Here is a 20,184-nt window from a genome sequence, read left to right as displayed (position 1 = left end):
ATTTGAGAGGAGCTGTCCTTAGTACGAGAGGACCGGGATGGACGGACCGCTGGTGTATCTGCTGCGAAGCCAATCGCATAAGGCAGGGTAGCCAAGTCTGGCAGGGATAAACGCTGAAGGCATCTAAGCGTGAAGCCCCCCTCAAGATGAGATATCCCCCAGAAATGGGTAAGACCCCTTGAAGAGTACAAGGTTGATAGGCATGAGGTGTAAGTGAAGAGATTCACTCAGCTGACATGTACTAATAGGTCGAGGACTTAACCAAGATAGGAAATAGATTGATTAGTTTAGTAATTCAGTGTTCGGTTTTGAAGGAATGATTTTCTTCAATATAGTGTGGGATCTTAGCTCAGCTGGGAGAGCATCTGCCTTACAAGCAGAGGGTCACAGGTTCGAGCCCTGTAGGTCCCACTTTTTTACTGTTCTGCGATGCAGGGCAGTTTTTTATTTCTAAAAATGTAATGTTTAAAAAATTATAATAAAAAAGAGGAAGCAACTTAAAAAGTACATGAAGTGATTAGTTGACAATCTAGCATGATAATGAGTTGCTTTCTCTTTTTTGGTTGAAAAAGAAAATAGGCAATATAAAAGAAATAAAAGCTTATCTTTTTGCAAATTCTATAATTTCTTCTAATAGTTCTTGAAAATCAGCATGATTACTGCAAAGTCCAAGAGCTTTAGCTGTAATCCAAATACTATAAGCTTCAAGATCAAAACCTGATTTGGTAGGAAGAAGTTTTAGAATATCAGGTACACTATGTTTGCTATCCTTTTGTTCAAAATATGTTGAATCAACAATATCGGTTTCTGTTGGTGCTGTTTTAGGAGAAAAAATAGCTTTTTCAGAAGTCTTTTTTCTGTCGGAGTCAGAAACGGAGTTTTCTTCAGAAGAGATTACTGCTGTAAGTTTAGGCTTACGACCACGTTTTTTTCCAGTAACAGTAGAGGGATTAGGAGCCATTTCTTTGGCTGCAGCAATTACATCTTCAACAGATCCATCCATCAAAAGCTGCTTATTAATTCCAAGCCATTTACTAAGGGCTGTTATTTTTTTTATATCAGGAGCGTTTTTTCCACTACACCAGTTATTCGCAGCGCCGCTACTAATTTTCATTTTTTTAGCCATTTCTGTCTGAGATTTTTGTTCAGTAAAAAGAGCGGCTTTAAGATTGCGGCCAAAAACTTCAGGATCAACATTTTTTTGACGAGGTCTTCCCTTATGCTTAGTTGTTTTGGGGATGAATTTTTCTTCAGAATTGGTATTTTTTTCTTCTGACATAATTATTTCTCCTTTACAGAAAATAAAAATAAAACTTAAAAATAAATTGATATATAAATATATTATAACAATATATTTATATATCGCAAATTAATTCTGAAAATTAAATTTGGATGTTTTAATTGATAATTAAGCTTTTTGGTCTTAAACTATATATGGGTAATCTTCAAGTTCGCAATTCTGAAAATTTTCTTGAAATTCATTTTTTTATAGAAATTAGGAATTACAAAGGGTTATGGTGATGACAGAAGAATTTTTAGTATGAAAGAGGAATAGTAGTTTTGAAAATTAAGAGTTTAGTAAAAAAAGTTTTTGTCACAGGGTTAATCATACCTATTTTGTTAAGTTTTAAAACTGAAGCTGCGAAGGGAAAGTATACAGTTTTTTATAATAATAATAGTGGTTTTGGAAAAATGGCAAATGATACGTATAATACTGGGTTAAAACTAAGTACTTGCAAGTTTACTAAAAAAGGCTATACTTTTCGAGGATGGAATACACTCTCTGATGGTTCAGGCGCATACTATCCTGACAACTCATCTTTACAAGGGAAGACAGATGTTACTATGTATGCGATGTGGGAGCCACTTATGTATGAAATAAAATACCAGGATGGAGGAATCGGTCTTAATCAATATGCTAATAGAGATATTCCGGTTTCAATTTCTGGGGCTATAAGACAGAACGAAGGAAAGACGTTTGTTGGATGGAAAGGTAATGATGGTAAATTTTATGCCCCTGGATCGGTTGTAAACAATTTGAGAACGGGAAAACTTGCTTTGAAATCGAGTTCATCATTTAGTGCTGGTTTTACAACAAAAGGCAAATCATTTAAAAGTACGCAGGGATCCTGTGTTTACTCACAAAATGGTGTGCAGTATGTTGTTACTGCTTCCGTTTTGAATGATAAGGATTATACAAAGGGTAATATGAAAAATTATGAGACTCTTTTGACAAAATATAACCTTGCGACAGGCCAGCTTATTCAAAGTAAAAGAAATCTACAATTTGATCATGGAAATAGTATTTGTAGAAATGAGAATAATGGACATTTTTATATTTCTGAATGTGGAATGGTTGCTGGATATCCATGTGATTTGATGGAAGTTGATGATAGTTTTAATGTGGTTTCAACACATAAAGTAAGCGATTTTTCTCATGTTTGGGCTGCTGATTATAGAAATGGAAGATTTTATGTTCTTGGAAAAAATGCTACAAGTGCATATATGCTTAGTGTTCTTGACGCAAATTTTAATGAGTTGTATAAAGTAAATCTTGCTCAATACTATCAAAAAGGATATACAATTCAGGGTATAGCTGTAGATGATTCTCATGTATATGCTATTGCAGAAGACTTTAATGCATATAATTGGATGAACTTTCAAAGGGTATGCGTTTTTAATTTGCAGGGTCAATATATAGGAACATGGCATTTTAGTGCAGCACAGGAACTTGAAGATTTAACAATAAGTAATGATACCGCATATTTGATAGCTAATGGAAAATCAACATTTACGGTTTACCACACAAGTCTTCCTATTGTTCACTTAAAATCAGTTTGGAAGTAAAATTTGAAATTTTGACGTAAATATTATTGTATGATAGAATATCTCGTTGCGGTAAATATCCCGTTTAAATGAGGATAATAGAAATAGTTCATATATTTTTATATGTTTTATTCGAATTATCGTGGAAGGAGAGTGCTGTATAGAATAATTATACAGCTAATACAGATATGGATAATAAATTTGATGTAATTATTATTGGGGCAGGTCCTGGAGGTATTTATTCAGCATATGAGCTTATGAAGCAGCATGCTGATTTAAAAGTTGCGGTTTTTGAATCCGGAAATCCATTAGAAAAGAGAAGATGTCCAATTGATGGAGAAAAAGTAAAAACTTGTATAGGATGTCCTACATGTTCGATAATGAGCGGATTTGGTGGAGCTGGCGCATTTTCTGATGGTAAATATAATATTACTAATGATTTTGGCGGAACTTTGTACGAGTATGTTGGTCGTGATAAGGCAATTGAACTTATGAAATATGTTGATGAAATTAACATGACTCATGGGGGAGAAGGAACAAAACTCTATTCAACAGCTGGATCTGAATTCAAAAAAAAGTGCATTCAGAATAAGCTTACCTTGTTAGACGCTTCCGTTCGTCACTTGGGAACTGATAAGAACTATGTTGTTTTACAGAACATGTATAATGAAATGAAAGATCATGTTCAATTCTTTTTCAGAACCCCTATTGAAAAGGTTGAAAAAACAGAGGATGGATATAAGGTAGACTTTGCGGATGGTAGCGCAAGTTGCAAATATTGCATCATTTCTGTTGGAAGAAGTGGAAGTAAGTGGATGCAAACTGTTTGCGATGATTTAAATATCCCAACAATGGCAACACGTGTTGATCTTGGTGTAAGAGTGGAACTTCCAGCTGTTGTTTTTGAAGATATTACTAAAGATTTGTATGAGGGTAAGATTGTTTATAGAACGCAGAAGTTTGAAGATAAAGTTAGAACTTTTTGTATGAATCCTCATGGTGCTGTAGTTAATGAAAATACTAATGGTATTATAACTGTTAATGGTCATAGTTATGAAGATCAAAGTCTTCAGACCGAAAATACTAATTTTGCACTTTTAGTAAGTAAGCATTTTTCAGAACCTTTTAAAAACAGTAATGAATATGGCGAGAGTATTGCACGACTTTCAAATATGTTAGGTGGAGGCGTAATTGTACAGCGTTTTGGAGATTTAGAAAGAGGACGCAGAAGTAATCAGAAGCGTATTGATGAAGGTACAGTTAGACCAACTCTTAAGGCTACTCCAGGAGATTTGAGTCTTGTTCTACCTAAACGAATATTAGATGGTATCATAGAAATGATTTATGCTCTCGATAAAATTGCTCCTGGTACAGCAAATGATGATACTCTTTTGTATGGTGTAGAAGTTAAGTTCTACAATATGGAAGTTGCAGTTAATGAGAATCTGGAAACAGAGTATCCAGGACTGTATGTAATTGGAGATGGAAGCGGAGTTACTCATTCTCTTTCTCATGCTTCAGCAAGTGGTGTATATGTGGCTCGTCAGATAGCTGAAAAAAACAGATAATCAAGAAGACTTGTAAATGAATAGGTTGATACTAAAGCAAATAGTATTTGATTAGAGCTGTTGTTATGTGCTGATATTTATAAGCAAAACAGCAAATGTAAAAAAAGATATTATTTAACAATAAAACGTATATAAAAAATCTAAAACATGTTATACTCTATGTATGTGATACTAGTGATATTTAATCATGTAGATTTTTATATACGTTTTTGTTAGTTATTTTAGTTTTTTCTCTTGATTTTTGTAAAAAACTATTGAAGTGGTAAGACTATGTTTCATATAGGTAACGGAGTTATAAGTTTTCAGGAAGGAGAGAATAACATGTTTTTTTACAAGTGTGAAGGTTGTGGTAATTTTATTAGTTTTCTGACTGAGAAAACAGCGTGTACTCCAAAGTGTTGTGGTGAGGAAATGAAGGAAATTAAAGCCAATACTACAGATGGAGCGCATGAAAAACATGTTCCTGTAATAACTATCGAAGGAGATGTGGTTAAAGTCGAAGTGGGTGAAGCAGCTCATCCAATGTTGGATAATCATTATATTCAATTCATTATTTTAGAGACTAGACAAGGAATTCAAAAGAAAGACCTTAAACCTGGAGACGAGCCTGTTGCAGAATTTGCACTAACCAAAGGCGATGAAGTCATTGCAGCTTATGAGTATTGTAATTTACATGGACTTTGGAAAGCTGAAAAATGATGTTTATAAAAGTTAAAAAGAGAATAAGTTAAGAAAAAATAATGTGGTTATCGTACGTTAAGTAAAAGAAATCTCTAAAAGGAAATCAAACAATTATTTGGTTTCCTTTTAGGAATTGTTTTATTTTAGTCCATATCTAACTTTTAGTTTGTCGCTTAGTTCTGTGTGACTTCCGAGCATTTCTTTTCCCATATCAATTAAATTGCTAAGATTGTAATGAGGAAAACTTCCAATGGCCGGTTCTGATTCATATGAATAGTTATAGAGACGGTCATTTTGCTTGCAGTAACCAATACTTCGCTCACTATAAGATAATAAATGATAATTGTTAGTATCAATTTCATTCATAATGCCATCAACATAAAGAAACAGTGTGTTAGCTTTCGTGAATGTCCAATTAATTCTATTATCATCACGTGTACTTGAATATAACATTACATAATAGCTGTCGACTAGAGAACCATCTTTTGCAAGAAGACATTCTAGCGAGCATTCTTTGCTTAGTACAAGTAGTTTGTCACCGTGAAGGCAAAGAGAAATGGTTGAATTATGTGAGACAGGTACTTCATATAATTTCTTTTCTTCTTGTGAATATGAAATTACTTTGTCGTCGCCGCCTATTGCAACCATTGAACTATCACTAGACCAGGAAATGAATGCATTAGGATATTTATTATCTGATATATCTACTTTGTGATTAGTTACTTTTAAAGTATCAAAATTAAAGAAGCTTATACTTCCGTCATTTTCGATGATTACAGCTTTTTTTTCGTCAGGAGAAACCATAAAAGGTGTACGTAATGACAATGCACTATTATCATATTTTTTTTCATTATTCAACAAAAATGCTGATGTCTTCAATGTAGTTAAGTTAACACAGTAAAGATTGTTGGATGTATCCTCATTTCCACATAGCCATAATTTATTATTTTGAAGTTGAAAATGGGGATTAAGAAGAGTCCCCCTTACATTCGGTAGTTTAATTCTGTTTTCATTAAACTTTTCATCAATACTGTAAAGATATAATTCATCGTCATCATCCTTGTAAATCAAATATAATGTTTGATTTACATTTCCTATTATTTTGTAATCTAAATATTGATCTATTTTTTTCTTGAACAAAGCATGTCCTGTATTAGCATCAAAAATATAGAATTGATTTTCTGAACTAATTATTGCAAGCCGATTCTTATATATTAGACTATCTGGAAAAATAGTTGATTTTTCAAACTTTTGGTTAAAAGGTTCAAAATTTTTATCATATTTATTGTTTTCATATAGTATTAAGTAAGTAGAGCTATTTTGAAGTAATAGATGTCCTTTATTATACTTTCCACCACTTTTTATTTTTTTTACAGCCTTTATATTGTCACAAAAAGTTGAAGTAAAAGTCAATTTCCAAGCATTTTGGTCTGTTTTGAAATTTGACATTGCATAATCTCCATTTGAGAGATAATAGTTTATTGAGGCAGACCCATAGGACTCATCTTGAAACTCTGCACGTATAGCTGGAGATGGAAGTTCTATGTTTTTTAAACAAATTCCGCTTATTGAATCAATAAGATAGCTTCTGTTTGAAAAAGTCACACAGATTACATTCCCTGTCATTTCAGATTTTGCAAGTTGTTTATTTACTTCAGTTGATAAACTTTTTTTATAATTTGAAGTTTTAATAGTTGTTACAATGATATTTTCAGCATAATCTACTTGCTCGTAAGAAAGATCGTTGTTCCATGCTATTGAACAATCTTCATTTATACAATAAACTTTGAACATACTATCATAGAGAATAGATCTATCGTAAAGTTTATAGCTACTCATGTTAGAGGTATCTTTTATATCATTGCCTGATACTATAAAAATAATCTTTCCTTCTTTGGTAAAAGATAAAGAAGGAATATAAGAATATTCGTTTTCCGTTTTAGAAATAGATTCATGTTTTATGTCCAGGAAGCCAATCTTGTAGTTTAAAGAGTGATTAACTGAAAATTTAAAACATAGCTTATTTGAGTCTTCGGACCAGGTAATTTTGTTTATTATACTAGCCTCTTTTCCAATGCTGAAGGAACTATTGATTTTTCCTGTTGTAGGGTCTAGTAAAAGAATATTGTCATTAATCGAACAGGCAATGTATTTCTTATCTTTAGAGATTGATGCATCAGAAAAAATGCCTGAATAGTCACTTTTGTTATCCAGATACCATAATTCTTTTCCATCTTCTAATGAATAAGCAGCTATTTTTGTAGGTAATACAACAATAAAAGACCGGATATTGTTTTGCTCATATATATGAAGACTAATTATATCATTATTTTGATATTTTTTTGTATAAAGCAAATCTTTTGTAGCAAAATTCCAAACGTAGACTTCGTTTTTGTTATCATAAGCAATTATGTACTCTCCGGTTTCATTAGAAAAAAAATCTTCTATTCTATTGTCTGCTTCAAATCTCCAAGTGGCATATACTTTGTTCATACTTGGAGTATTATATGCATTAACCGCATTAGAAAGTGCAAGACGAGCTTCTGGAGTAGTAGGAAAATTTTTATTTTTGTTGGAAGGAAGAGCAGCAAGAGCTAGCTGAACTGCGGTAGCTCTGTCTTCATCTTTTAATGACTCAGAAGATTCATTTGCCAGATATTTGGATTTTTCAATTTGTGCATTAATAAGGTGTTGTGTAATTTGTGCATTACTCCATAATAGATAACACATAGCGCATGTAATTGCAGTGACACAAGTTGATAGGATTATAGTATTGCGCTTAATTCGGTATCCTCTTTGTCTTTGTATAATTTCATCATAGCTACAGTTGAGAAGCGAAGCAACAAGTCTTGGAAGTTCATGTCTTCGGGCATGGTGAATAGAGCCTCTATAATCACAAGACAGCGGCTCTAAAGGTATGTATCTAGAGTATGGAAATCCTTGAGGACTTACATAGGTAACAAGTCTTTTTTGTAAAATAGGAGGAATAACATCTGAAGGTTCACCATCTACAAGAACAGTAAGAACCTTATCAATAGAATGTGTTTTTAAAAATTCGGATATTTCTCTAGGAACCCATGTAGATAATTTAGTAGAGGTACTGCATATTACTATTAGGTAATCCGAATTACGAAGTGCCATAGAGATGTTTTCACCTAGGTTGCTTGTCAAGGGAAGTTCTTCTTGGTCTCTAAAAACTCGCTCTATTTTCTTGATTCCAGTCCTTTTTCTAATTGAATGTGGAATTTTAAAATGCTCTAGCTGATGTTGTATTTCTTTTGCAATTTTGATATCTGCAGGAGCATGTTTATATGAAATAAATGCATTATAATGTTGAATATTCATGTTCTTTATCCATTCATAATTGTTTTATTGTTTTAAAATCTTCTAATATCATAGTATAAAATATGGTATCATGGAATAGGAGATTTTTTGAATGGGGGATTTTTATGTTTTTTATCATTTATTTGTTATTTACAGTTTTTTTGATGCTGTTTTTAAAGAAAAAGGATGAAAAAAGATATAATTTTATTTATATTATTGGCTTCAATTATATATTCTGTTTTGTTATGTTTTTAATTCGTCATGCAGATTTGGGAGAGAATATTTCTCTCCATACTACAATGCTAAGTATGTATGAGGTTCCAATGGCGATGACCTTTCAAGATGATTTAGGATGGCTTTCTTGGGATCAGATTCTTGTTTCGTTTTCATCAAGTTTGTGTGCAATTGGAAGTATAATATATCTTCTTTTTCATAGAACAATTCTTCGTACTAAAGTAACATTTAAAATGTTGTTATCAAAAAAAGTCATAGTTCTTATTGGAAATAGCTTTGATTGTCAAAATCTGGCAGAGGATATTAGGAGGAATAATAAAAGACTTCCAATATTATATGTACCGATGCTAGATAGTGATCTTGATGGTATTGCAGATTCGGCAGAAACGGAAGATTCTGAAGCAGCAGAAAAGGCAGCTGCACAGACAATAGATGGTGCTCTTACTATTACAGTTTTGCAGATGTTTCATTTCAAAAAAAAGAAAGATTATTCGATAGTTATTCTTCCTGATAGGTGGAGTCGTACTATTGAACTACTTCAGAAATTAGACGATATTTCAAAAAAGAATATAAATGATATTTCAAGCCGACTGCATGTTACAGCTCTTTTATCCAACGATCTTTTAAGATTTGAAGATTTGCATTTCGACAATCTTGATTTATATCCAGTTTCAAGGGAAAAACTACTTGTTAGAAATTTTATAGGTGATAACTTACCTGTGTCAATTTTAAAGAATAAAAATGTTATGCATGAAGATGAGAAGAAGCATGTATATGTATCGGATAGACCATTTAAGTTGTTTACAGTGGGTTTTGACGATATAGTTGAAGAATTTATACTACAAACATTTGAAAATACTGGATTTTTCATGAAGGATTTTAATGACGATTTACAATGTTGGGCTTTTGAAAGTATTGTGATATCTAGTAATGCTGAATTAAATGAAACAAGATTTAAGCAAGATGTTCCGTTTTTGGCAGAACAGAATAGAATACTATTTGTTGAAAAAAAAGAAGATGATACTTCATGGGTTAATATGATATCACCAGAAAACTCAGAAAGTATACCAGATCAGGTTCTTATAGCCACTCCATCAACAGATGAGAATCTTAATCTGGCAATGCGAGTTATTAGAGAATATAGAAGAAAGTCTGCAGGAGATAAGCTTCCTCAAATAATAGTTTTTTTGTGGGAAGATTCAACAGGAGCTAAAATACTATTAGGAAAAGAACCTAAAGTTTGCTTTGTTGAAGCAAATAGAATGCAGTTTTCATTCGCAGAGTTAATTGAAAGAGTACAGGATACAAAAGCTGAGGAGGTTAATTTCTCCTATAATAGTAAAATTCCTATGAAGGGAAAGGATTGGAAAGAATTAGGAATATTTAGGCAAGAATCAAATCGTGCAGCTGTATGGGATTCGATTAACAAAAAAGAAATTGTAGGAAATATTGATGATTTATCAGAGAAAGAGAAGGAAGAAGTATATTGGAGACTGGCGAAGTATGAACATAGAAGATGGTGTGCATTTCATATAGCGCACGGTTGGATAAAGCTTCCAAAGGAAGAAATTACAAAGAAAGAATACGAGAATAATATAACAAAAAGAGTAGAGGAAAGGAGACATAGTTGCATAGTATCGTGGGATAAACTTGATGATTTACCACAGAAGAAAAAAGGAATCTTGAAAAGTTATGACTATAATAATGTCTATGAAGTAATGAATGATAAGAACAATTAATGTGATTTCATAAAGGAAGGTACGAGTATGGCTGATTTTTCTAAGTATTTTTTGATGATTGATGAAGGAAATCCAGAATTAACGCAGAAAAATGTAATCGAATATACTCTGCTTAAGACAAGTGAGGGCAAAAATAAGATAGATTGGGATGTTGCTACAATGACGGCAAGAATTCCAAAGGAACATGGAAATCTTAATCATGTTTGCAGAGTGACTGATGAAAAAGGACACAAACTGTATATCAAGCAGGCTGGTTTTGTAACTAGAATTTCTGATGATTTAAAGGCAAATGTTGATAGAAATAAGCAGGAGTCAGAGATTCTGATTTTGGAAGAAAAACTTGTAAAGGGAATGGTTCCTCATGTGTTTTTCTATGATACAGTAATGAATGCGTGCGGAATGGAAGATTGTAGCGATTATGAAGTAATGCGTGATGCTATGCTAAAACACGAGATTTTTCCAAATTTTGCTGATGAAATCTCTACGTTTCTTGTTAACACACTTCTACTTACAAGCGATGTTGTAATGGATCATAAAAAGAAAAAAGAATTGACGAGAAGATTTATAACACCAGATTTAGATGATATTACAGAAAAGCTTGTTTTAATGGAACCATATTTGGGTGCAGATAGAAATAACGTGTTTGCGTTGAATAGAGATTTTATAGAAAACGAGTTGTATAGAGATGCTCAACTTCATTTAGAAGTTGCTAAATTGAAGTTTAAATTTATGAATGAAGCTCAAGCTCTTATTCATGGAGATTTACATACTGGATCTATTTTTATAAAAGATGATGGTGTAAAAGTTTTTGATTGTGAATTTGGTACATTTGGCCCAATGGGGTATGATATAGGAAATCTTGTAGCCAATATGATCTTTGCTTATGTTAATGGAAGAGCTTACGATGAAGAAGAATTCTGTAACTGGTGCTTGAGTGTAATTGAAGATAGCATTGATCTTTTTATAAGTAAGTTTAATAAAGAATATGATTCCAAAGTAACAGAACCAATGGCGAAAATTGAGGGGTTTAAAGAACAGTATCTTGAGGGAATACTAAGCGATACTGCAGGATATGCCGGGACTGAACTTCATAGACGAGTTGTAGGACTTGCAAATGTTGCAGATTTAACGTCTATAGATGATGATTATGCAAGAATATTCGCTGAACGTACATGCGTTTTAGCGGGTAAAGCCTTTATCATGAATCATGAGTCATATAGAAAAGGTTCAGATTTTACAAAAACATTGTTAAGGTCAGAGGAAAGAATATATGGACAGCTCACAGAAAGCTTTAGATGATTTTTTAGATGATATAATCACTGTAAAGTGGGGCAGAGAAAAACAAAGTATTGATATTATTGACCAGACTTTGTTGCCGACAGAAATACTTAGAGTTGAATTGGATACTAAAGAGAAGATTTGGGAAGCAATAAAAAAACTACGAGTACGCGGAGCTCCGGCTATAGGAGTTTCAGCAGCTATGGGACTTGCTGTCTGTGCCGGAAAAATAAATACTACAGATCAAAAAGAGTTTTATAAAGAATTCTTGAATATAAAAGAATATCTAGCAAGTGCTAGACCAACTGCTGTTAATCTTTTTTGGGCACTTAACAGAATGGAGAATGTTTGTAAGGCCAATCTAGAGAAAGATATTTGTACCATAAAAAATATTTTATTTGAGGAAGCATGGAAAATTCGCGAAGAAGATGTTCAAATAAGTAGAAATATAGGAAAAATCGGTTTTTCATTGCTGGAGAAAATAAAAAAGGAAAAGGGTACTGTAAATGTTTTGACACATTGTAATGCTGGAACATTAGCTACTGCTAAGTATGGAACAGCCACAGCACCAATGTATATTGCATTAGAAAATGGATGGCAAAGAAATGATATTAGTGTGTTTTGTGATGAAACAAGACCGCTTCTTCAAGGAGCAAGACTTACTGCCTTTGAACTTTCTCACGCCGGAATAAAAACATCTGTACAATGTGATAATATGGCATCTCTTCTTATGAAAAAGAAAGCGATAGATATCATATTTGTAGGATGTGATAGAGTAGCAGCTAACGGAGATGCAGCTAACAAGATAGGCACGAGTGCTCTTGCTATTATAGCTGATTACTACAAAATTCCATTCTATGTATGTGCTCCAAGTTCGACTATTGATAAAGATACTCTTTGCGGAGAAGATATTCCTATAGAGATGAGATCAGATGATGAGATAAGAACTATGTGGTATAACCATCCTATGATTTCAGAAAATGTTGATACGTCCTTTAATCCTGCATTTGATGTAACAGATAGTAAATTAATTACAGGAATTATTACAGAAAGAGGATTGTGTTCATATCCATATGATAAATCCTTTAGTAATCTTGGACTTGTTTAAATAACGAACGCATATGACCGATAAACAATATATAATATAGAATTCTTTTGATGACTTATTTATCTTTAGACATAGAATTCTAGTATATTAGTAAAAAGTGAGGTCATATTATGTTTGGAAAAAGGTTAAAACAGAATAATCTGGCACTGCTTCTTTTGGCGTCTATATTCATGAATGGCTTTGAAACCGGCGGTTACCAGGCTGCACTTAACAGTATTAGTGAAACGTATGAATTAGACAGTGGAGCCGCTGGTGTTATGGCTTCTGTTGAACTCTTTGCGACAATGATAGCTCCAATTTTGTTAGGATCAATAGCAGATAGAGCAGGAAAAAAGATAATGCTTGTTCTTTTTACTGCAATAAGAGCAATATCTGGGATATTAATAATGATAGCTACTGCATCAATTCCATTTGCTGTTGGGATTTTTATAATGGGATTTACTACCAGTATAATTCAATATGTGGCTATAGCACAAATGCAAGATGCATATCCGAAAACAAGTCACCAAAGGATGGGATTAATTACAGCAATGTATGCGACAGGTGCATTGATAGCGCCTCTAATAGTAGGTTTTTGTATAGAAAAATTTGGAGGTTGGAAGTTTTTCTTTGCATCAGATGTTGTTTTATCTACTATATTAACAGTTTTATTATTTAGAACCAGTTTTGCAGTTAGAGAAATTGTTGAAAAAAGAGAAAAGGACAATTTAGAAAACCTATCAAATGAAGAGAAAAGCAAAAAGACTGGTATATATGTATATGGAGTTTTTTTGCTATGCATGATTATGTTTATCTACGTGGGAGTAGAAAGTGGAGTAGGATTTTTCCTTACAAGTTTTATGCAAAAAAGTATGAATTCAGCTAAAGGCTATATTGCAGTTTCCTTACTGTGGATGGCAATGATTCCTTCAAGAATACTATGTGGTATTTTTGTCATATTCAGAAGTAAAATGATTATATTTACATGTATTGGTGCAGCATTGTTTTTGTTTTTATTAGCTGGAATGAGACAAGTAATACCTACGTTTATAGTGGTATTTATCCTCGGTATGTTTTGTGGAGCAGTATATCCGAATGTACTTACTTATGCGGATGACTTTGCAAATGGAAAAACAGCTACGGTTATTTCTGCAATTACTGTAGCAACCGGAATAGGAGGGACACTGGTTTCAGCAGTATTTGGATATATGGAGCAGGCTGTCGGATTTAGTTGGTCATTTATAATACTTGGAATATTAATGTTGATAGACGCAGTATTTGCGTCTTTAGTTGTGAAAAAAAGCACTATTCATTAATAATTTGAATATATCCTATAAGTACCTTTTCGATTAGAACATAATATGATGAAAACAATAACCTATAGATTTTTTGTGTGAAATCTTGTATAGTACATGATGTTGGCTATGATAAAGAATAGAAAAGGTATAGAGGATTTTATGAGTATTTTAAATGTCGAGCATCTTACACATGGTTTTGGAGATCGAATGATTTTTGACGATGTGTCATTCAGACTGCTTAGAGGAGAACACATTGGATTAGTAGGTGCTAATGGAGAAGGCAAATCAACTTTTATGAGTGTTATTACTAATAAGCTCAATCCGGATGAGGGAAAAGTTGAATGGGCTAAGAATGCCAAGGTTGGTTACTTAGATCAGCATGCTGTTCTGGAAAAGGGAATGACAATTGGAGATGTTTTAAGAAGTGCATTTGATGATCTTTTTTCCATAGAAGAAAGAATGAATGAGATTTGTGACAAGCTTGGAGAGGCTTCCGAGCAAGAGCAGGAAGAGTTAATGGAAGAACTCGGAACAATTCAAGATTTACTTACAGTTCATGATTTTTATATGATAGATTCCAAGGTTGAAGAAGTTGCCAGAGCGTTAGGACTTCTTGAACTTGGCTTGGATAGAGATGTAACAGAGCTTTCTGGTGGACAAAGAACAAAGATATTACTTGGAAAACTGCTTTTAGCAAAGCCAGATATTCTTCTTTTAGATGAGCCTACAAATTATTTGGATTCAGAGCATATCGCGTGGCTTCAAAGATATTTGCTTGATTACGAAAATGCTTTTGTATTGATTTCTCATGATATTCCGTTTTTAAATAGTGTAATTAATATTATTTATCATATGGACAATTGCCATCTTAATAGATATGTTGGCGATTATAATCATTTCCAGGAAGTGTATGCCATGCAGAAGGCACAGCAGGAAGCTGCTTATGAAAAGCAACAGAAAGAAATTGCTGATCTTAAAGATTTTGTTGCCAGGAATAAAGCTCGTGTTGCAACAAGAAACATGGCAATGTCTAGACAAAAAAAACTTGATAATATGGAACTTATAAGTAAAGTTGCAGAGAAACCTAAGCCGGAATTTCATTTTCAAACTTCTCGAACACCTGGAAGATTTTTATTTGAAACTAAAAATCTCGTAATAGGCTATAATGAGCCTCTCTCTAGTGAGTTAAATATCGTGATGGAAAGAAAACAGAGAGTTGTAATTACGGGGGCTAATGGAATTGGAAAATCAACCCTTTTAAAGAGTCTTTTGGGAATAATAAAGCCAATTTCCGGAAGTGTAGATAGAGATCCATTTCTTGAAATTGGATATTTTGAGCAGGAAACTGCTCCAGATATTGACACTACCTGTATGGAGGAAATTTGGAAAGAATTTCCTAACTTTTCAAATTATGAGGTTAGAAGTGCACTTGCTAAATGCGGATTAACATCCAAGCATATTGAGAGCAAGGTTAAGGTGCTTTCTGGAGGAGAGCAGGCAAAAGTAAGGTTATGTAAACTTATTAATAGACCTTCTAATATTTTAGTGCTTGATGAACCTACAAATCATCTTGATGTTGATGCAAAAGAAGAATTAAAAAGAGCGCTTTTAGATTATCAAGGAAGTATTCTTATGGTATGTCATGAAAAAGAATTTTATGAGGATATTGCAACTGATATTTGGGATGCTAGTAAATGGACTACTAAGATTTGATTTATATCACAGATGGTTTTCATCACTGTTGTAGCATATAAAGAAATATTTTTTGAATGCCGATATATTAAGAGTAGGCGAAAATAGCTTTTACGAACAGGAGGTTATTATGGCAGACAGAAATGATCTTATAGGACAGTTGGCTGCAGCTATGGGTGCAGGAGATTTTGCAGCAACTCAGTATGAAGGCTCAAGATATGATCGTGGAACAGGAACTTTATATTGCAATGGACACATTATTTCAGCAACAACTGTTCAAAAAGCAAAAAAGTTTTATTCTACAATGATGACCAAATGTGATAGTACAAATCCTGAAGGACGAGAAATGAGGAGTATATATGAACTTGCTCTTGAAGGCATAAAGTTCATGGAGGATTATGCCGGAGCTAGTGAAGAAGAAAAAGATGGGAAAAAATAGACTATTCTTATTAACTAATGATGATGGTATTGATGCCGTAGGACTAAGAAAACTTGCAGAAATGACCGTGAAATTGGGAGAAGTTGTAATTGTGGCACCTGATTCACAGTGTAGCGCAATGTCCCAAAGAATTACACTTAGAACACCTTTTTGTTTAAAGAAAGTGGATTACGGATTAAAAAATGTAACGGCTTACAGTATAGGAGGAACTCCGGCTGATTGTGTAAAAGTCGCATTTAGTTATTTAAAACTTAAACCTGATTATGTTTTTTCTGGAATGAACTACGGAATTAATACTGGTTTTGATATAGCGTATTCAGGAACAGTGAGTGCTGCTTTTGAGAGTGTTATGAATCATGTTCCTGCAATCGCTTTTTCAAACGAGATGGGTGATATGTACGAAGTTTCGGGAAAATATATGCTGGAAATCACGAAGAAGATTTTGGCAGAAAATCCAAGTTATGATAGTGTGTATAATGTAAATTTTCCGGGATGTACTTTAGAAGAGTGTTCTGGAATTTTATACGATAGAAAAGTAGCAAAAGTTCAATATTATCTTGATTCTTATGGTGAAGATAAAAATGATGAAGGATGTCTAAAGATATTTGAAAAAGGCATCCCTCAGTCAAAAGATATTGCAGAGCAAGGAACTGACTTGCGAGCTGTTTTAGATAAATATGTATCTGTTGGAAAAGTGAAATGCAGTGTTATGTGTGACTAGTTATTAATCCATTCGGAAATAATTGTTGCTGCCTCTTTCATTTGTTTTTCATTTGTAATTGTTGGATTACCATCTCCATTTTGAAGTGAATAACTTCCAAAATATGAATGACATCCGCCTTCTATAATCTTTTCACAGTAGTTTGTGCCAAGATTAGGAAGGCTTTTTTGTAATTATCCATATTTAGAATGTTATCGTGCGAACCATAAATGGACAAAATTTTTAAGCCGGTATCTGAAAGGTCTGAAGTAGTGTATGATGCGCATAGTATCAGTCCTTTATATTTATCATAATTATTTTTTAAGTATTCTCCAGCTGCAACACCTCCTAGTGAATGTCCGGCCAAATACCAACTATGGATATCTGGAAAAAAATCCGCGAGCCCATCAGCTTTATCAACTGCCAAGAAGGCAAGGTTTTCAGGCATTCGAGGTAGAATACACAATATTCCTTTTTGAGCAATTTCATACATGAAAGCCTCATATGCTGTATATTCGACCTTGCCGCCTGGATAGAAAATAATTCCGATTGAGGTTTTTATTCCACTAGGAATAAAAGCAAGAGTATCATTATCTAAGCGGGATATTGTAACACCACCTTGGCGAGTTATGCTGTTAATTGTATTTTGATCAGCATGATAATAGTTCAAGGAGTAGATACGGAAAACAATAGCTAATACGCTTAATAGAATAAGTAGTATAAGCGCAAAGTTGCGAATTTTTTTGAAAAGTTTATTTTTAAATGTCATATTTATAACCTCATAGTAAAAAAGTCTATAACATCTATAATAGCACAAAGTTTAGTGCGGAAACGAAAATCTGTCTTTATAGTTTCTTAAATTTTGATAAAATAAGGATATTATTGTTTATGAGGTGGCGCTGTTGTCTTCCACAGAGAATCCGGCTGTGTAATCACGTAAATAGAAACGTCAAAGCGTTAACAAACTGATTAACAGTAATAGACGAAAAGCTGTGGTCTGAGTCACCTCGTACCAGTCAAAGCTGTAAAAAAATAGACACAGATCCACAGCGCCTTAATAAATATATCAGATAGATATTGAATTACCCAGTAGAACCTGGGAGAAAGGAAAAAATCCAATCATCAACTGATAATTGGATTATACGTGTATAGAATGAGTAAATGTAAAAAATGTGGACTAGAAGTTGAATCATGGCACGTTTTGTGTCCAAATTGTGGAGAAGCATTAGAGTTTAGCTTGTCTAATACAGATTATCAAGATACTTTGTTACAATCCTCTCAAAATAAATTGAATAATGTCTTAAGAGAAAATGTTTTTGAAGAGCATATAAAAGGTAAAGAAGAGTTTGAAAAACAAGATATGCTTGATAATAGAAATGATGGTAATACGGAAAATCATGATAATATAAGTGTCTTTACAGATGCGTATAGAATGAACAGTTTGGATATTTCATCTGACATAAAGGAGAATAAAGCTATATCGAATGAGCTTATTGATACTAAAAGCAAATATCATGATAATGCAAAAGATGATGAGATAAAAGTGTTGAAAAGCCGTTCTTATAATGAATATCCTGGGTATATAAAAAAATCAGACATAACGAAAAGAATCGGTTTTATAAAGCTGGTGTTAGCTATAATTATGATTCTATTTTCATATTTTTCCATTAAAGATAGAAAAAAACATGAATATGATAATGCCTCAAAGCGATGGAAAACGATATCTGAATCTTTGGAAAGAAACAGAAATTATTCTACACCTAAAATAGATGAAAGGGTTCAGAAGATTATGAATGAAGCAATAAAAAGACAAGAGAATATGAAACCACGCAATTAGGTGATATATAGAGATTTTCATGACGTTGTTTAAGAAACTGTGCAAACTGGCCATTTAAAAAGGCTTCGCCTTGGACCAGTTTGCCGCTTGACTTTTGTTCTCACTAAACTCGCAGTAAATGCGAGATTTAGGATAATCATCAGCAAGAATCCTGCTTCGCAGGACAAAATTTCTCTTAACGACAAATTATAGTCTGGTACGGTTCTTGATTTTCCTGATGAAAACAATAACCTATGCAAATATGTATCATTACAAAATAAACTACATTTAAAATCAAATTGGTGGAGTAATTTACGAAACATGTAGAGCATAATACGAAAGAGGGGGAGTTTGATACGCAAACACTTTGTTTTGGTGGAGAATCTTACGCATGAAGAGATGAGACTTTAGTGCATAAAGATAAATTATGAAAGCTATAAGCAGTACTTGTAATGATGATTATTATTGTTGTTCTTTTATGTGAAGAAAAATATGCGTAATTAACTCGTTAAGTTGCGTAATTATCTCCTCATATTGTATTATTTGACTTTACTTACGTTTTAAAACAAATAATAATTGAAAATCATAATGTTTTGTTCTATTTATCTTTTGATACAAAATATAGTGTTATATGCTTATTTTGCTCCTTATCTTTCGTATAAAGCTCTATTTCTTTCAGAAACAAAAAAGAATTCTAGACTACAATGGTCAAAAAATAAGATATCTATTAGCTGTGGTGTAAATGCGCAAGAGTATTCTCTAAGTTATTTTTTTAAAAACTGTCGATAAAATGTACTAGTTAAATTGTTGTGTATCTAATTTGCAAATTAGAGGATTTTTAAGGCAAGGAAAGTCATTGTGAGGGTTAAAGATAGCTAAATAATAACAGTTTGATTAAAAATAGTGCCGAGCCGAGTGTGCTAATTAGACAAAAAACCAATTCGGTCAACAGCATGGAATGATAATTTCTGGACAAGAAATAAAAAACAACAGTTTAAACATATGATAGAAATAAAAAGGTCGAAAACAATGAAAGAGCAGACATTATCGGCAATGACTTCTAAAGTCAAAAAATATTGACCATGAAGAAAGAAAACGAGAGAAAGAAGCGAATAATAATCTGTTTGCTTGTCAAAAAAACGTTCATAAATATATGTTGACTTTAGGAGCGTATAGAGGTATTCTATTAAACGTCGCTGCGAGCGGAAACAAAATATAATCATCCTCGAATGAATTGATTTTGTAGAAATAGTGGAGGCAAATGATTAAAATGAAAGAAGATGTTTTTGAAACATATAAAATTTCAAAAATAACATTTTTTCAAATAAATCAAAAAAGTTGTTGACAAATAAACCAATACGAGTTAAGATATAACACGTTGCGGCGAGCAAAACAGTCACAACAAACTAAAGAACTTTGACAATTAAATAGTAATGCAACCCTGAAAATTCCAGCGTTTCAATTAAATTGAAACAAAAGAAATTCAGAGAACAAAACCTAAC

The 20,184-nt window shown here is 32.9% G+C and carries 13 protein-coding genes, 1 tRNA gene, 1 rRNA gene and 1 pseudogene; 13 read left to right on the top strand and 3 right to left on the bottom strand.

Annotation, left to right across the window (positions count from 1 at the left end; translation table 11 throughout):
* A 23S ribosomal RNA gene (locus tag G634_RS0113350) occupies positions 1 to 265 on the top strand; the annotation flags it as partial.
* A gap of 73 nt (positions 266 to 338) precedes the next feature.
* Positions 339 to 411 (top strand) — tRNA-Val (locus G634_RS0113345).
* Positions 412 to 601: 190 nt separating this feature from the next.
* On the opposite strand, the gene G634_RS19265 is transcribed toward G634_RS0113345, so the two are convergent.
* Positions 602 to 1,279, bottom strand: coding sequence for a helix-turn-helix domain-containing protein (locus G634_RS19265; protein WP_035800096.1), 678 nt, complete (start codon positions 1,277 to 1,279; stop codon positions 602 to 604).
* A 281-nt stretch (positions 1,280 to 1,560) separates the two neighbouring features.
* Between G634_RS19265 and G634_RS0113335 the strand changes: the two genes are divergently transcribed.
* The 3 genes from G634_RS0113335 (at position 1,561) to G634_RS0113325 (ending at position 5,093) form a co-directional block, all read left to right on the top strand.
* A complete protein-coding gene (locus G634_RS0113335) occupies positions 1,561 to 2,847 on the top strand; it encodes an InlB B-repeat-containing protein (protein ID WP_026505706.1) in 1,287 nt (428 codons plus the stop codon).
* A gap of 167 nt (positions 2,848 to 3,014) precedes the next feature.
* Complete coding sequence (locus tag G634_RS0113330; protein WP_026505705.1) at positions 3,015 to 4,394, top strand: NAD(P)/FAD-dependent oxidoreductase; 1,380 nt, start codon at positions 3,015 to 3,017, stop codon at positions 4,392 to 4,394.
* Between the two features lie 321 nt (positions 4,395 to 4,715).
* A complete protein-coding gene (locus G634_RS0113325; RefSeq protein ID WP_026505704.1) occupies positions 4,716 to 5,093 on the top strand; it encodes a desulfoferrodoxin family protein in 378 nt (125 codons plus the stop codon).
* Positions 5,094 to 5,213: 120 nt separating this feature from the next.
* On the opposite strand, the gene G634_RS0113320 is transcribed toward G634_RS0113325, so the two are convergent.
* Positions 5,214 to 8,420 (bottom strand): TIR domain-containing protein, encoded by a 3,207-nt coding sequence (locus tag G634_RS0113320; RefSeq protein WP_026505703.1) that lies wholly within the window; start codon positions 8,418 to 8,420, stop codon positions 5,214 to 5,216.
* A 104-nt stretch (positions 8,421 to 8,524) separates the two neighbouring features.
* Between G634_RS0113320 and G634_RS0113315 the strand changes: the two genes are divergently transcribed.
* The 7 genes from G634_RS0113315 (at position 8,525) to surE (ending at position 16,887) form a co-directional block, all read left to right on the top strand.
* A complete protein-coding gene (locus G634_RS0113315; protein ID WP_026505702.1) occupies positions 8,525 to 10,372 on the top strand; it encodes a hypothetical protein in 1,848 nt (615 codons plus the stop codon).
* A gap of 27 nt (positions 10,373 to 10,399) precedes the next feature.
* Complete coding sequence (gene mtnK, locus G634_RS19260) at positions 10,400 to 11,671, top strand: S-methyl-5-thioribose kinase (RefSeq protein ID WP_051233996.1); 1,272 nt, start codon at positions 10,400 to 10,402, stop codon at positions 11,669 to 11,671.
* Positions 11,643 to 12,758, top strand: a complete 1,116-nt coding sequence (mtnA, locus tag G634_RS0113305; protein ID WP_026505701.1) for an S-methyl-5-thioribose-1-phosphate isomerase — start codon at positions 11,643 to 11,645, stop codon at positions 12,756 to 12,758. Before mtnK ends, mtnA begins: the two co-directional genes overlap by 29 nt.
* A gap of 110 nt (positions 12,759 to 12,868) precedes the next feature.
* Positions 12,869 to 14,053: an MFS transporter gene (locus G634_RS0113300; RefSeq protein ID WP_026505700.1), complete on the top strand. Its 1,185-nt coding sequence runs from the start codon at positions 12,869 to 12,871 to the stop codon at positions 14,051 to 14,053.
* A gap of 141 nt (positions 14,054 to 14,194) precedes the next feature.
* Entirely contained in the window at positions 14,195 to 15,748 is a 1,554-nt protein-coding gene (locus G634_RS0113295; RefSeq protein ID WP_026505699.1) for an ABC-F family ATP-binding cassette domain-containing protein, read from the top strand.
* A gap of 109 nt (positions 15,749 to 15,857) precedes the next feature.
* The gene (locus G634_RS0113290; RefSeq protein WP_026505698.1) at positions 15,858 to 16,166 is read left to right on the top strand and encodes a hypothetical protein; all 309 of its coding nucleotides are present in this window, start codon (positions 15,858 to 15,860) and stop codon (positions 16,164 to 16,166) included.
* A complete protein-coding gene (gene surE / locus G634_RS0113285) occupies positions 16,126 to 16,887 on the top strand; it encodes a 5'/3'-nucleotidase SurE (protein WP_081676629.1) in 762 nt (253 codons plus the stop codon). Before G634_RS0113290 ends, surE begins: the two co-directional genes overlap by 41 nt.
* Here surE and G634_RS22170 read toward each other — a convergent pair.
* Positions 16,884 to 17,359: pseudogene (locus G634_RS22170) on the bottom strand (alpha/beta hydrolase). The gene surE and the pseudogene G634_RS22170 overlap by 4 nt on opposite strands.
* 660 nt (positions 17,360 to 18,019) lie before the next feature.
* On the opposite strand from G634_RS22170, the gene G634_RS0113275 reads away from it, so the two are divergent.
* Positions 18,020 to 18,703, top strand: coding sequence for a hypothetical protein (locus G634_RS0113275; protein ID WP_155830592.1), 684 nt, complete (start codon positions 18,020 to 18,022; stop codon positions 18,701 to 18,703).
* Positions 18,704 to 20,184: the final 1,481 nt, after the last annotated feature.

Source organism: Butyrivibrio sp. NC3005, assembly GCF_000424545.1.
In the GTDB taxonomy this organism is placed as follows: Bacteria; Bacillota; Clostridia; order Lachnospirales; family Lachnospiraceae; genus Butyrivibrio.
The sequence above is the reverse complement of the archived record's forward strand: the minus strand, read 5'-3'. Positions and strand labels throughout refer to the sequence as shown.

Bases quoted from the DNA above. Each gene is read 5' to 3' on its own strand.
- mtnA (WP_026505701.1), top strand. From the start codon at position 11,643: ATGGACAGCTCACAGAAAGCTTTAGATGATTTTTTAGATGATATAATC.
- G634_RS0113275 (WP_155830592.1), top strand. From the start codon at position 18,020: ATGAGTAAATGTAAAAAATGTGGACTAGAAGTTGAATCATGGCACGTT.
- G634_RS0113300 (WP_026505700.1), top strand. From the start codon at position 12,869: ATGTTTGGAAAAAGGTTAAAACAGAATAATCTGGCACTGCTTCTTTTG.
- G634_RS0113320 (WP_026505703.1), bottom strand. From the start codon at position 8,420: ATGAATATTCAACATTATAATGCATTTATTTCATATAAACATGCTCCT.
- G634_RS0113290 (WP_026505698.1), top strand. From the start codon at position 15,858: ATGGCAGACAGAAATGATCTTATAGGACAGTTGGCTGCAGCTATGGGT.
- G634_RS0113330 (WP_026505705.1), top strand. From the start codon at position 3,015: ATGGATAATAAATTTGATGTAATTATTATTGGGGCAGGTCCTGGAGGT.
- mtnK (WP_051233996.1), top strand. From the start codon at position 10,400: ATGGCTGATTTTTCTAAGTATTTTTTGATGATTGATGAAGGAAATCCA.
- G634_RS0113295 (WP_026505699.1), top strand. From the start codon at position 14,195: ATGAGTATTTTAAATGTCGAGCATCTTACACATGGTTTTGGAGATCGA.
- G634_RS0113315 (WP_026505702.1), top strand. From the start codon at position 8,525: ATGTTTTTTATCATTTATTTGTTATTTACAGTTTTTTTGATGCTGTTT.
- G634_RS0113325 (WP_026505704.1), top strand. From the start codon at position 4,716: ATGTTTTTTTACAAGTGTGAAGGTTGTGGTAATTTTATTAGTTTTCTG.
- surE (WP_081676629.1), top strand. From the start codon at position 16,126: ATGCCGGAGCTAGTGAAGAAGAAAAAGATGGGAAAAAATAGACTATTC.
- G634_RS19265 (WP_035800096.1), bottom strand. From the start codon at position 1,279: ATGTCAGAAGAAAAAAATACCAATTCTGAAGAAAAATTCATCCCCAAA.